At 69.0% G+C, this 13,489-nt stretch carries 12 protein-coding genes; 6 read left to right on the forward strand and 6 right to left on the reverse strand.

Features of this window, described 5'->3' with window-relative positions; genetic code table 11:
- Positions 1–294 precede the first annotated feature (294 nt).
- Together KHY18_RS14870 and KHY18_RS14875 are read right to left on the reverse strand one after the other, a co-directional pair.
- Positions 295–1,431, reverse strand: coding sequence for a FecR family protein (locus KHY18_RS14870; RefSeq protein WP_213301286.1), 1,137 nt, complete (start codon positions 1,429–1,431; stop codon positions 295–297).
- 61 nt (positions 1,432–1,492) lie between these two features.
- On the reverse strand, positions 1,493–2,086 hold the full coding sequence (locus KHY18_RS14875; RefSeq protein ID WP_502768964.1) for a sigma-70 family RNA polymerase sigma factor: 594 nt from the start codon (positions 2,084–2,086) through the stop codon (positions 1,493–1,495).
- Positions 2,087–2,369: 283 nt separating this feature from the next.
- Here KHY18_RS14875 and KHY18_RS14880 point away from each other — a divergent pair, with 283 nt between their 5' ends.
- From KHY18_RS14880 to KHY18_RS14890, 3 genes are read left to right on the forward strand one after another with little or no spacing between them, the layout of a single operon-like run.
- A complete protein-coding gene (locus KHY18_RS14880; protein ID WP_213301289.1) occupies positions 2,370–3,449 on the forward strand; it encodes an efflux RND transporter periplasmic adaptor subunit in 1,080 nt (359 codons plus the stop codon).
- Positions 3,446–6,538 (forward strand): MexW/MexI family multidrug efflux RND transporter permease subunit, encoded by a 3,093-nt coding sequence (locus tag KHY18_RS14885; protein WP_213301292.1) that lies wholly within the window; start codon positions 3,446–3,448, stop codon positions 6,536–6,538. The genes KHY18_RS14880 and KHY18_RS14885 overlap by 4 nt, the downstream gene beginning before the upstream one ends.
- 10 nt (positions 6,539–6,548) lie before the next feature.
- Entirely contained in the window at positions 6,549–7,961 is a 1,413-nt protein-coding gene (locus KHY18_RS14890) for an efflux transporter outer membrane subunit (RefSeq protein WP_213301295.1), read from the forward strand.
- Here the strand turns inward: KHY18_RS14890 and KHY18_RS14895 are convergent.
- Positions 7,958–8,866: an AraC family transcriptional regulator gene (locus KHY18_RS14895; protein ID WP_249729143.1), complete on the reverse strand. Its 909-nt coding sequence runs from the start codon at positions 8,864–8,866 to the stop codon at positions 7,958–7,960. The two genes, KHY18_RS14890 and KHY18_RS14895, sit on opposite strands and share 4 nt — an antisense overlap.
- Before the next feature lie 128 nt (positions 8,867–8,994).
- On the opposite strand from KHY18_RS14895, the gene KHY18_RS14900 reads away from it, so the two are divergent.
- The gene (locus KHY18_RS14900) at positions 8,995–9,747 is read left to right on the forward strand and encodes an SDR family NAD(P)-dependent oxidoreductase (RefSeq protein WP_213301298.1); all 753 of its coding nucleotides are present in this window, start codon (positions 8,995–8,997) and stop codon (positions 9,745–9,747) included.
- 10 nt (positions 9,748–9,757) lie between these two features.
- Here the strand turns inward: KHY18_RS14900 and KHY18_RS14905 are convergent, their stop codons facing one another.
- Positions 9,758–10,666: a LysR family transcriptional regulator gene (locus KHY18_RS14905; protein WP_213301301.1), complete on the reverse strand. Its 909-nt coding sequence runs from the start codon at positions 10,664–10,666 to the stop codon at positions 9,758–9,760.
- 99 nt (positions 10,667–10,765) lie between these two features.
- Between KHY18_RS14905 and KHY18_RS14910 the strand changes: the two genes are divergently transcribed.
- Both KHY18_RS14910 and KHY18_RS14915 read left to right on the forward strand, forming a co-directional pair.
- On the forward strand, positions 10,766–11,095 hold the full coding sequence (locus KHY18_RS14910) for a nuclear transport factor 2 family protein (protein ID WP_213301303.1): 330 nt from the start codon (positions 10,766–10,768) through the stop codon (positions 11,093–11,095).
- The gene (locus tag KHY18_RS14915) at positions 11,092–11,874 is read left to right on the forward strand and encodes an SDR family oxidoreductase (protein WP_213301305.1); all 783 of its coding nucleotides are present in this window, start codon (positions 11,092–11,094) and stop codon (positions 11,872–11,874) included. Before KHY18_RS14910 ends, KHY18_RS14915 begins: the two co-directional genes overlap by 4 nt.
- Here KHY18_RS14915 and KHY18_RS14920 read toward each other — a convergent pair.
- Positions 11,871–12,329 (reverse strand): nuclear transport factor 2 family protein, encoded by a 459-nt coding sequence (locus tag KHY18_RS14920; protein ID WP_213301307.1) that lies wholly within the window; start codon positions 12,327–12,329, stop codon positions 11,871–11,873. The two genes, KHY18_RS14915 and KHY18_RS14920, sit on opposite strands and share 4 nt — an antisense overlap.
- Before the next feature lie 59 nt (positions 12,330–12,388).
- Positions 12,389–13,369 (reverse strand): saccharopine dehydrogenase family protein, encoded by a 981-nt coding sequence (locus tag KHY18_RS14925; protein WP_213301310.1) that lies wholly within the window; start codon positions 13,367–13,369, stop codon positions 12,389–12,391.
- Positions 13,370–13,489: the final 120 nt, after the last annotated feature.

Below are 13,489 nucleotides of genomic sequence, written 5' to 3' on the forward strand. Positions count from 1 at the left end.
CATTGAGCGCCTGGCCCAGCGGCTGGGCCGGAATGGAAATCAGCGCGGAGCCGGCGGCAGCCGCGCCGCCCTGGGCCTGCGCCGGCAGCGCGAGACAGGCGACGAACGCCGCGGTGATGGCGGCCGCCAGCGTCCATGGGGCAGGGTTGAAGCGCGCGGCAGGCATGGATGGAGTCGTTCTCGGTCGTTGGTCTTGTCAGGCGCGGCTCGCGCAAGCGCGTGTCTGTTCCTGCCTATGAAGACGCGCCAGCGCGCGCAAACCTCAGGTCGAAAATGCCGATTTTCGAAAATATTTCAGGGCCGGCGCATAACGATCTCGCGCTGCTCGCCCTGCGCCACCAGTCGCACCGGCAGCATCAGCGCGAGGCTGTCGACAAAGCGCGCGAAATGCTGCACGTTGTAGCTGCCGCCCACGCGCAGTTCGGCCACGGCCGGGTCGTTGATCACCAGGCCCGTGCTGCGATAGCGCTCGAACTCGGCCAACGCCTGGGCCAGCGGCGTGTTGTCGAAACTCACGCGGCCCGCGCGCCAGGGCGCGATCGCCGAAGGCGGAATCTGGGCCACGGCGCCAATAGGTCCGTGGTCGTCGCCCGTGACCATCTGGCCGGCGAGCAGCTCGACCGGCGCTTCGGTCGCGGCGTCGGTGCGCGCGACGCGCACATGGCCTTCCTCGACCGAGACCACGGTGCGGCCCGCATCGAGTCCCGTCGCGGTATGCCGCACCGAGAACTTGGTGCCGACCACGGTGATCTGCAGATTGCCGGCGCGCACATGGAACGGCCGACTGGCGTCGGAATGCACGGAGAACAGTGCCTGGCCGTCCTGCAGCTGCACTTCGCGCCGGTCGCGAAACAGCCGGGCCTGCAGGCGCGTCGAGGTGTCGAGTTGCAGCGTGCTGCCCTGGGCGGCGTCGTCGGGCAGCGTGACCACGGTCTGCTGGCCGCGTTCGGTCGAAAACGCCTGCGTGAACGTGGGCTGCTGGCGCCAGTGGTCCACGCCCATCCAGCCCGCGCCCGTGACCACCACCACCAGCAGCGCCACGGCCGCGTGCGCCAGCCATGGCGTGCGCTGCGTGCCCAGGCCCAGGCCCAGGCGCTCGCGCCAACCGCGGCGCTCGGGCGTGGGCGCCGGCCGGGAGCGCCCCTCGAAACCGCGGCGCAGCTGCGCGACATCGGCAGCGGCCAGTTGTCGCACCTGGCCCAGCGTGGCCTCCATGTCTTGCAGCGCGCGGGCATGCGCGGGCGCGGCGGCGAGCCAGGCGTCGAACGCGGCCTGGCCCTGGGCGTCGAGGCCGTTGCGCCGGCGCGCGGCCCAGGTCGCGGCTTCGATGTCGAGCGCGTCCTGTTCCTGCGCGAAGGCCTCGAACGCGCGCGCCTGTGCGTGCTCTGCCTCGGAGGCAAGGGCATGGCGATCGGAAATGGGCAGATTCATGAAAAGGTCCAGCGTCGGCTGCTTTGACTATAGACGCACACGCGCGCCGATGCGGGCGCCATTACGCGGGCGTGCGCGCCGCGCTGGGGCTGTCCTGCTCGCGCACGTTGCGCTCGCAGAGCTTGCAGGCCAGCATGCCGCGCACGATGTGCTTCTCGACCATGCTGACCGAAATGCCCATCTTCTGCGCGACCTGGGCATGGCTCAGATCGTCGAACACATGCAGCACGAAAGCTTCGCGGCAGCGCGGCGGCAGGCTGTCGATGGTGCCGGAATAGGCGCGCAGTATTTGCTGCGAGGCCAGGGCCTCGTCGGGCTGGAGATGCCGCGGCGCGGGCGGCTGCTGGGCGTCGGGCATGGCGTCGAGGTCGTCGTGGCGGCGCACTTCGGCGCGCCGGTGGCTGTCGACCAGCAGGTTGCGCGCGGTGCGATAGAGCAGGGCGCGCACATCGAGAATGGCGCGGCCCGAATGCTGGGCGGCCAGAACGCGGGCGTAGCTTTCCTGCGCCAGGTCGGCCGCGGTATCGCGGTCGCTCACCTGGCGCTGCAGAAAATGAAGCAGTTCGCGGTAGTAGCGCTCTAGCAAAACACACCCTATGACGGCGGTATCGACCCGGGAGTCCATGGCGGCCGGGCCGCGTATCGGTCCGACCATGTTGGGAATTGTTCTTATTATCATCCACGCCCGGGCCCGCGCCGCGCATTCCCCGCGGTGTGGCGTCCTGCCCACGCGCTGCGCCGCCTCCATTCCCGTGTTTCGTCGCCAGGCCGTGGCCACGCCCATTTAATTAACCAAGTTATATCTTGCTTAATTCGTGCGTCAAACCTATTATCCAAGCAATTACTTTGAAATTAGGTGGCGTCGCCCGACAGCAGCAGGGCCGCCGCCTCCGGCCTTTCCCACACGCCGCGGGCCCTGGCGGCCTGCCTCCATCACCATGCGCAAGAAAACCGTTTTCTTCTTCACGATCGTCCTGTCGGCGCTCGCATTCACCACCATCGTCTACAGCACCGCGCCCGCGCCCAGCCCGGCGGCCGCGGCGCCGCCCGCGACCAAGGTCGCGCTGGCCACGGTGCAGCGCGAAACCCTGGCCCAGGTGTTCTCGGGCGTGGGCGAACTCGAGTCGTCGCGCCAGGTGCAGGTCGCGGCCGAAGTCGGGGGGCGGGTGACGAAGATCGCGTTCGAATCGGGCCAGTCCGTGCAGGCCGGCCAGCTGCTGGTGCAGCTCAACGACGCGCCCGAACAGGCCGAGCGCCAGCGCCTGCTGGCCCAGTCGCGCAATGCCCAGACGCTGCATGCGCGCGCTCTCGATCTGCTCGCCGACAACGCCGCGACGCAGGAGCAGGTCGACAACGCCGCGATGGAGCGCGACATGGCGCTGGGCGCGCTGCGCCATACCGAAGCGCAGATCGCGCAGAAAGCCATACGCGCGCCGTTCGCGGGCGTGCTGGGCATACGCCGCGTGCATGAAGGCCAGTACCTGAACCCCGCCGACGCCGTGGTGAGCCTGGTCGATGCGCGCACGCTGCACGCCAACTTCGCGCTCGATGAGCAGGCGAGCCCGCAACTCAAGCCCGGCCAGGCGGTCACGCTGCGCATCGATGCCTACCCCGAGCGGCGTTTCAGCGCGCGCATCACGGCCGTCGATCCGCTGATCGCGCGTTCGCGCACGGTGCAGCTGCAGGCCACGCTGGGCAACGCCGACGGCGCGCTGCGCCCCGGCATGTTCGCCCAGGTCGAAGTCGCGCGGCCCGACGCCAGGCAGGCGCTCACGCTGCCCGAGACCGCGGTCACCTACACCGCCTACGGCGAAACGGTGTTCATCGCGCAGCCAGGCGAAGGGCAGGCGCTGAGCGTTAAGCGCATCGCCGTCACGACCGGCGCGCGCCAGGGCGGTCGCGTGCAGATCGTCTCCGGGCTCAGCGCGGGCGACAAGGTCGTCACTTCGGGGCAATTGAAACTGGTCGACGGCATGGCCGTCGAGGCCGTCGCCGATACGCTCGAGGAGCGCACATGAAGTTCACCGACCTTTTCGTGCGCCGGCCCGTGCTGGCGCTGGTGGTGAGCACCCTGATCCTGCTGCTGGGACTGCTCGCGCTCGAGCGCCTGCCGATACGCCAGTATCCGATGCTCGAAAGCTCGACCATCACCGTGTCGACCGAGTACCCGGGCGCGTCGTCGGAGCTGATGCAGGGCTTCGTGACCCAGCCGATCGCGCAGGCGATCTCGTCGGTCGAAGGCATAGACTACCTGTCGTCGTCATCGGTGCAGGGCCGCAGCGTGGTCACGGCACGCATGGAACTCAACCGCGACTCGACCCAGGCGCTGACCGAAGTCATGGCCAAGGTCAACCAGGTGCGCTACAAGCTGCCCGAGCAGGCCTATGACCCGGTGATCGAGCGTTCATCGGGCGAGTCCACGGCCGTGGCCTATGTCGGTTTCTCCAGCGACACGCTGTCCATGCCCGCGCTGACCGACTACCTCGCGCGCGTGGTCGAGCCCATGTTCGCGACCATCGACGGCGTGGCCAAGGTGGAAGTCTTTGGCGGCCAGCGCCTGGCGATGCGGCTGTGGCTGGACGCCGACCGGCTCGCGGGACGCGGGCTCACGGCGGCCGATGTCGCCGAGGCCGTGCGGCGCAACAACTACCAGGCCGCGCCGGGCAAGGTGAAGGGCCAGTACGTGGTGTCCAACGTGCGCGTAGACAGCGACCTGAGCAGCGTCGAAGGCTTTCGCGACATGGTGGTGCGCAGCGACGGCGCGGGCCTGGTGCGGCTCAAGGATGTGGCCACGGTGGAGCTGGGCGCGGCCAGCACCGACAGCAGCGCGCAGATGGACGGCGTGCCCGCCGTGCACCTGGGCCTGCAGCCCACGCCCGCGGGCAATCCGCTGGTGATCGTCGCCGGCATCAAGAAGCTGCTGCCCGAGATCCGCAAGACGCTGCCCCCGGGCGTGAAAGTCGATCTGGCCTTCGAGACCGCGCGCTTCATCGAGGCCTCGATCACCGAAGTGATGCACACGCTGCTCGAAGCGCTGCTGATCGTCGTGGTCGTGATCTACCTGTGCCTGGGCTCCATGCGCGCGGTGCTGATTCCCGTGGCCACGATTCCGTTGTCGATGCTGGGCGCTGCCGGGCTGATGCTGGCCTTCGGCTTCAGCGTCAATTTGTTGACCTTGCTGGCGATGGTGCTCGCGATCGGCCTGGTGGTCGACGACGCCATCGTGGTCGTGGAGAACGTGCACCGGCATATCGAAGCCGGCCGCACGCCCGTGGCCGCGGCGCTGATAGGCGCGCGCGAAGTCGCGGGGCCGGTGATCGCCATGACCATCACGCTGGCCGCGGTCTATGCGCCCATCGGCTTGATGGGCGGGCTCACGGGCGCGCTGTTCAAGGAGTTCGCGCTGACGCTGGCCGGCGCCGTGGTGGTCTCGGGCGTGGTCGCGCTCACGCTGTCGCCGGTGATGAGCTCGTTCCTGCTGCCGCCCGCGCAGAACGAAGGGCGCATGGCGCACGCGGCCGAGCGTTTCTTCGGCGGTCTCACTCGGCGCTACGGCGCGGCGCTGGGCTTTTCGCTGCGCCACCGCTGGCTCACGGGCGGCGTGGCGCTGCTGGTGTTCGCGAGCCTGCCTTTTCTCTACCAACTGCCGCAGCGCGAACTCGCGCCCGCCGAAGACCAGGCCAGCGTGCTGACCGCGATCAAGGCGCCCGAGCATGCGAGCCTCGACTATGTGGAGCGTTTCGCCGACCAGCTCGACGCGGTCTACCAGCGCATTCCCGAAACCGTGGGCCGCTGGATCATCAACGGCAGCGACGGCCCGGCGTCGAGCATAGGCGGCATCAACCTTTCGCCCTGGGGCGAGCGTGAGCGCTCCGCGGCCCAGGTCCAGGCCGATCTGCAGGCCGCGGTGGGCGATGTCGAAGGCACGAGCATCTTCGTGTTCCAGATGGCCGCGCTGCCGGGCTCCACCGGCGGACTGCCCGTGCAGATGGTGTTGCGCAGCGCCCAGGGCCATGACGCGCTGTTCCAGACCATGGAGGAGATCAAGCAGCGCGCGCGCGCCAGCGGCCTGTTCGTGGTCGTCGACAGCGACCTCGACTACAACAAGCCCGTGGTGCAGGTGCGCATAGACCGCGCCAAGGCCGCGAGCCTGGGCCTGCGCATGCAGGACATAGGCGAGTCGCTGGCGGTGCTGGTCGGCGAGAACTATCTCAACCGCTTCGCCATGGATGGGCGCGCCTACGACGTGATTCCGCAAAGCCTGCGCGAGCAGCGGCTCACGCCGCAGGCGCTGGCGCGCCAGTTCGTGCGCACCCAGGACCAGACGCTGGTGCCGCTGTCCACCGTGGTGCAGGTGTCCATGCAAGTGGAGCCCAACCGGCTCACGCAGTTCAACCAGCAGAACGCCGCGACTTTCCAGGCGATTCCCGCGCCCGGCGTATCGCTGGGCCAGGCCGTGGCGTTCCTCGACAGCGTCGCGCGCGAGCTGCCCGCGGGCTTCAGCCACGACTGGCAATCCGACGCACGCCAGTACACGCAGGAAGGCAATGCGCTGGTGTTCGCGTTTCTCGCGGCGCTGGTCATCATCTACCTGGTGCTGGCCGCGCAGTACGAAAGCCTGGTCGATCCGCTGATCATTCTGATCACCGTTCCGCTGTCGATCTGCGGCGCGCTGATTCCGCTGGCCATGGGCCTGGCGACGCTCAACATCTACACCCAGATCGGCCTGGTGACGCTGATCGGCCTGATCAGCAAGCACGGCATTCTGATGGTCGAGTTCGCCAACGAACTGCAGGCCGCAGAAGGCCTGGAGCGCAACGCGGCGATACGCCGCGCCGCGCAGATCCGGCTGCGGCCCATTTTGATGACCACCGCGGCCATGGTGTTCGGTCTGGTGCCGCTGCTGTTCGCCTCGGGCGCGGGCGCGAGCAGCCGCTTCGGGCTGGGCGTGGTGATCGTCTGCGGCATGTTGGTCGGCACGGCGTTCACGCTGTTCGTTCTGCCCACCGTCTACTCGCTGCTCGCGCGCAACCATGCGGCCAGCGCCGCCACGCCGCGCAACCGGCAGCTGGCCGATGCCGATCTGTCCGCGCCTGCCGCACCTTGAGAAGACCGCCATGAAAAACAAACTCCAACGTGCCAGCCTGCGGGCGATGGTCCTGCTTTGCGTCCTGGTCGCGGGCTGTGCCGTGGGCCCGAAGTACGCCCCACCCGAAGTCGCGCCCATCACGCTCGCCAGCACGCAAAAAAGCGCGTTCAGCGACGCCGCGCTGCAGGCGCCGTGGTGGACTTTTCTCGACGACGCCGTGCTGGCCCAGGCGATAGAACGCGCGCTCGCGCACAACCACGACATTCGCCAGGCACAGGCGAGTCTGCGCGTTTCGCGCGCCGTGTTCGATCAGCAGCAGCTAGAGCGCACTCCCGCGGTCACGGCCCAGGCGGGTTACCAGCGCAGCAGCGAGCAAGCCGCGGGCACGGGCGGCGTGCCGCAGCGCAGCCTGTCCGCAAGCTGGCGCGCGGGCTTTGATGTGGCCTGGGAGATCGACCTGTTCGGCCGCCTGGGCCATCTGGCGCAATCGGCCCAGGCGCGCGCCGACGCGGCCCAGGCCGATTTCGCGCTGGTGCGGCTCACCGTGGCCGCCGATGTCGCGCGCCACCACTACGAAGCCCAGGGCCTGCAGCGCCGGCTCGCGCTGGCCCAGGGCCAGGCCGACAGCTGGCGCGCCACGCTGGCGCTGCTGCAGTCGCGCCGCGCGGCCGGCAACGGCGCACCCGACGCGGTGGAAAGCGCGCGCGCAGAACTTGCGCGCAGCGAGGCCGCGCTGGCACCGCTGGCGACGGCACGCGATCAGGCGCGGTTCCGGCTCGATGTGCTGACCGGCCAGCGGCCTGGCCAGCACCCGATCGCCGCGCAGACGCTCGCGCCCGCGCCGCTGGCCAGGCAGCTGCCGCTGGGCGATGTCGATCAGCTGATACGCCAGCGGCCCGACGTGGTGCGCGCCGAGCGCCTGCTCGCGGCCAGCACCGAAGACGTGGGCGCGGCCACGGCCGCGCTGTATCCGCGGCTCGATCTCGGCGGTTTCATCGGCTTCTTCGCGCTGCGCGGCGCCGACGCGGGCCTGGGCACGCAGGCCTTCGCGCTGTCGCCGGGCCTGACCTGGCCGGCCCTGCGCATGGGCAGCGCGCGTGCCCAGCTGCGCGGCGCGAGCGCGCAGTCGGAAGGCGCGCTGGCGCGCTACGAGCAGTCGCTGCTGCAGGCCCAGGAAGATGTGGAGAACGCGGTCACGCAGCTGGGCCGCCACCAGCAGCAGCTGTCCGCGCTGCTGCAGTCTGCGGTGCACGCCGAGCGCGCGCTGGCGATCGCCACGCGCCGCTACGAAGCGGGCGCGGGCAGCTATCTCGCGGTGCTTGAAAACCAGCGCAGCCTGTCGGCGCTGCGCCAGGAAGTCGCCCAGGCCGAGACCGCTTCCTACCTGCATGTGATCGCGCTCTACAAGGCGCTGGGCTGGGGCCTGGGCGGCGTTTCCTAGCGTTCGGGCGCCGCGTACTTCGCCATGAGCTGCTGCGCGTCGCGCCCCGGCGGCAGGCCGAACGCGCGCGCGTATTCGCGGCTGAACTGGGTCGCGCTTTCATAGCCCACCTCGAACGCGGCGCGGGTCACGCTCTGGCCGCCCACCACCAGCAGCGTGCGCGCCTGCAGCAGGCGGATGCGCTTCTGGTACTGCACCGGGCTCAGCGCCGTCACGGCCTTGAAATGCCGGTGGAATGCCGACACGCTCATGGCGGCCTTCTGTGCCAGCGCCTCGACGCGCAGGGGCTGGGCGAAGTCGCGGCGTATCCACTGGATCGCGAGGCTGATGCGGCCCAGCGCGCTGTCGGGCATGGCGATGTCGCGCAGCATGGCACCCTGCGGCCCCTGCAATACTCGGTAGAGAATTTCGCGCTCGTAGACCGGCGCCAGCGCCGCGATGTCGGCCGGGCGCTCCATCAGGCGCAGCATGCGCACCCAGGCATCCATCAGGTCTTCGGTCACGGCGGCGACCGAGAAGCCGGCTTCGCCGGACTTGCCGCTGGCGGCGGGTTTGGGCAAGTCGGCGATCAACGCGGCAAGCACCGCGGGCTGCAGCGTCAAGGCCACGGCGAGGTAAGGTTCGCCGCTGGCCGACGGCCATACGGTGCCGACCGCGGGCAGGTCGACCGACATGACGAAGTAGTTCGCCGGGCAGTAGTGCAGCGTGCGATCGCCTATGGTCATCGACTTGCTGCCCTGCAGAATCAGGTTGACCATGGGGTCGTAGACCGCGCTCAGCTCGTGCTCGGGAATCTTGCCCTGCACCATGGCCACGCGCGGAATGCCGGTTTCGGTGAAGCGGTTCCTGGCCCTTGGCGCGGCCAGGGCGCGCAGTTCCTTGAGTTGTTCTTCCATGGACTGCATCAGACCCCAATCCGCGCCATGGCGCAAGCGCGAAAGCAGGATCAGGCAGGCTTGAGGCAGGAACGGGCAGGCCTGCAGCCGCAGCGGAATCTATCGTTCAGGCTTCACATACCGAACGGAGAAAACACATGTCCATCGCCATCATCACCGGCGCCAGCCGCGGTCTCGGAGCCAGCACCGCCCTCCAGGCCGCACAGCGCGGCATGGGCGTCATCGTCACCTACAACAGCCATGCCGCGGGTGCCGAGCAAGTCGTGCGCCAGATCGAGGCCGGCGGCGGCAAGGCCGTGGCGCTGGCGCTCGACGTCGGCCAGGTCGCTTCGTTCGCCGATTTTCGCGACCGCGTCGCCGCGGCACTTGCCGCCACCTGGGGCCGGGATCGCTTCGACGCGCTGGTGAACAACGCCGGCTACGGCGCTTTCAATGCCATCGAATCGGTGACCGAAGCCGAATTCGACGGCCTGCTGAACGTGCATCTCAAGGGACCGTTCTTTCTGACCCAGGCGCTGCTGCCCCTGATGGCCGATGGCGGCCAGATCATCAACCTGACCAGCGCGACGACGCGCGTGGCGACGCCGGGCGCCGCGCCTTATGCGGCGTTCAAGGGCGGGCTCGAAGTGCTCACGCGCTATATGGCCAAGGAGTTCGGCGCGCGCCGCATTCGCGCCAACTCGATCTCTCCAGGCGCGATACGCACCGACATGACCAGCGGCGCCTTTGATCAGATGCCGGAGTTCGAGACCCTGCTTGCCGGACAGACCGCGCTGGGCCGCATAGGCGCGCCCGACGATGTCGGCCGCGTCATCGCCAGCCTGCTGTCCGCCGACTACGGCTGGGTCAACGCGCAGAACATCGAAGTGGCGGGCGGCTACAACATCTGACCCGCTGCATTCATTCCACGCGCAGGTCCTGGTCCCGCAGGCAGTCGATGAAGGCGCGCAGCGCGGCGGGCGCGTGGCGCCGGCTGGGGTGGTACAGAAACAGCCCCGGTCGGGTGATGGCCCAGTCGGCCAGGATCTGCACCAGCTGCCCTTGCGCGAGATGCGCATCGACCTGCTCGCGATCGAACGCATAGGCAATGCCAAGGCCTTGCAATGCAGCGGCGACGCCGATGTCCGAATGATTGGTGACCAGCGGGCCCTGCACCTCCACTTCGATGCGCTGGCCTTTCTTCTCGAACTCCCAGCGGTAGGCGCGCCCATCGGCCTGCAGCCGCCAGTTGATGCAGGCGTGGGCCTGCAGGTCCGCGGGCGATTGCGGTGTGCTGCGGCGCGCGAGGTAGTCGGGCGAGGCCACGGCCACCATCTTCACGTCCGGCGTCAGGCGCACGGCGATCATGTCTTTTTCCAGCCGCGCGCCCACGCGTATGCCCGCGTCGAAGCGGCCGGCTACGATGTCGCTGAGGCCGTCGTTGACGACGATGTCGAGCGCCACTTCCGGGTGCGCGCGATGGAAGCGCCCCAGCCGCGGCGCGATGAGCTGGCGCGCGGCCATGCCCAGCGTGTTGATGCGCAGCGTTCCGCCGGTCTTGCCGGCCGCCGCGCTGGCTTCGGCCACGGCCTGGGCCATGTCCCTGAAAAGCGGTGCGATGCGCGCGTGCAACTGCTCCCCGGCGACGGTGGGCGCGACGCTGCGCGTGGTGCGATTGAGCAGCCGCGTGCCCAGCCGGGCTTCGAGCAGCCTTATGGTCTGGCTCAGCGCCGAAGGCGAAAGCCCCAGATGCTCGGCGGCGCGCGCAAAGCTCGCGCGCTCGACCACCGCGACAAAGGCTTTGAGTTCGGTGAATTCCGATCCGCGCATTCTGTATTCCCAGCTACATGGCTCATGCGGATTCTAGAAGATTCTCTAATTTCTCTGCGGCGCGCATCCTGAGGTCTTCGCCACCAAGGAGTCTTCACCATGCGTTCCCTGAATCTTCCCGAACCGATTGCCGCCTACTTCGTGGCCGAACAGCAAACCCCCGAAGCCTTTGCGCGCTGTTTCACTGCGCAGGCCAGCGTCAAGGACGAAGGCCATACCCATACCGGCCTGGCCGAGATCCAGGCCTGGAAGGCCGCGGTATCGACCAAGTACACCTATACGACGCAGCCGCTGTCTGTGGAGCGCGATGCGGGTTTGCAAGTGGTGCGCGCGCGCGTGTCCGGCAACTTTCCGGGCAGCCCCGTCGATCTGCGCTATCGCTTTGCGCTCGAGCGCGGCCTGATTGCGTCGCTGGAGATCACGGCATGAGCTTCGATCTGCAACTACAAGGCCGGCGGGCGCTGGTCACGGGCGGCACCAAGGGCGTGGGCGCGGCCGTGGTGCAAGGTCTGCGCGCCGCGGGCGTGCAGGTGATGGCCACGGCGCGCTCCGTGCCCGCGCAATCTGCTGAAGGCGTGTGGCATGTGGCGGCCGACCTGTCGACGGCCCAGGGCGCGGCCGAAGTGGCGCGTGCAGTGCAGGAACGCTGGGGCGGGGTCGACATTCTGGTCAATGTGCTGGGCGGCTCGAGCGCGCCGGGCGGCGGCTTTGCGGCGCTCGATGATGCGCGCTGGTTCGAGGAGCTGAACCAGAACCTCATGCCGGCCGTGCGCCTGGACCGCGCGCTGCTGCCCGCGATGCTGGCGCAGGGCGCGGGCGTGATCGTGCATGTCAGCTCCATCCAGCGCCTGCTGCCGCTGCCCGAGTCGACCACGGCCTATGCGGCGGCCAAGGCCGCCCTGTCGACCTACAGCAAGGCCTTGTCGAAGGAGGTGACGCCCCAGGGCGTGCGCGTGCTGCGCGTCTCGCCGGGCTGGGTGGAGACCGAAGCATCGGTCGCGCTGGCCGAACGCCTGGCGCGCGATTCAGGCACCGACTACGAGGGCGGCAAGCGCATCATCATGCAGTCGCTGGGCGGCATTCCGCTGGGCCGGCCGGCTAGGCCGCAGGAAGTCGCCGACCTGATCACCTTTCTGGTGTCACCGCGCGCGGGGTCGATCTCGGGCTCTGAGCATCTGATCGACGGCGGCACGGTGCCTACGGTCTAGACCCCGGCCAGCACGCTCGGGTCGCCTGAACGCCAGACGTTGTCTATCGTCACGCGCTGGATCACCCACATGTCGCCCTGGCGCACCAGGTCGACGTCGTAGCGGTTCTTCATCAGATAGTGGCGCGAGTGATCGGCGCGGGGCACATGCTGCGCCTCGACCAGCGCGTCCAGATGCGCCTTGTCGCCGTCCACGCTCACGCGGGGGTTGCTGACGGAGTGAGTGGTGTCGAAGGCGGTCAGCGAGTTCGACAGCGCGGCGACGATGGTGTCGCGCCCCGTAAGCACGGGGTAGTCGAAGCCGGCCTTGGCGGCCGCGGGCCGGAAGTCGGAGATCGCGTCTTCGGCAAAGGCCGAGGCCAGCAGGCCCGGGTCTTTCAGGTCTATGCCGGCCGCGAAGCGGTAAAGCGTGTCCGCCACGGCGAGTTGGTCGGAGATCAGTTGAAGGTTGGTCATTGGGGTTTCCAGATCGAAGGTGGATGGCGCACGGCCCTGCAGCCAGTGCAGCCGCAGGCTTACGCGAGTTCGATGACGCGCGTTCCGGGAATCGCCTGCGCGAAGCCCGGGCCGAATACGCGCGCCGGCGTCTCGAAACCGGGGCGGGCGCTGCCGTCCAGCACCCGGCGCGCGGCTTCCACGGCGGCCAGCGGCGTGTACGAATAGCCGTTCACGGTCTCGATCACGGCCCGGAGGGTCGCGCCGTCCGCGCCCGTGACTTCGACGACCGCGCGCGCCGGCTGCGCGGCGCGTTCCTGCGCGCTAGGGCCGGCCGGCAGCGCGGCCAGATCGCCGGTCGGAAAGGCGTCGCCGGTCACGTTCACGAACATGGCGATGTCCGCAATGCCGGTGGAGCGCCAGGCCGTGACGAGATCGCCAAAGGACAAGGGCGCGCACGCCACCGGGCCCTGGCCGAAGTCGAAGGCGCGCGGCTGGGCGTTGGGCGTGGGCACGAGTTCGCCCGCCACGCGCGCGAGCAGGCCCGCGGCCATGATCTCCCCGGCGCTGACGGCCGACCCCCGCGACATGGACCCTGCGACCTGCAGCGCGATGCGCAGCGCTGTCGGGCGCGCCACGCGGGCCGCCAATTGCACGGCAAGGCAATCGGTTGGCACCACGTCCCAGCCCACGCCCGGCAGCAGCATGGCGCGCGCTTTTTCGGCTTCGGCGCCTAGGCGCTCGGCCAGGCGGTAGACGCCGATCTCGGCGGTGATGTCGAGGTAATGGACGCCCGCCGCGATGCAGGCGCGCATCAGCGGCTCGGCGGTCTGCGCGAAGGGTCCGGCGCAGTTCAGCAGTACATGGGCACCGTTCAGTGCCTGAACTGCGGCGTCGGTGTCTGCCTGAAAGACGCGATACGGCACGCCGAGTTCAGCGGCCAGCGGTGCCAGCTTTGCCGCGTCGCGTCCGCCCAGGACGATGTCGAGGCCGCTGGCGCGCGCGTGCCGCGCGATCATGCTGCCCGTGTAGCCGGCAGCGCCGTAGATGAGGAGGCTCATGGAAGCTTTCGTTGATGGATCTATTCCTCAACGATAGGCAGTAGCGCTCACCGGCGTCTGCCCGTTTGTCTTCCATGCCTGCCCGATTCTGCTTTTTTGGGCCGCCGTGATTCTGCGACC

This window comes from Acidovorax sp. CCYZU-2555, assembly GCF_018413525.1.
Classification (GTDB): domain Bacteria; phylum Pseudomonadota; class Gammaproteobacteria; order Burkholderiales; family Burkholderiaceae_C; genus Comamonas.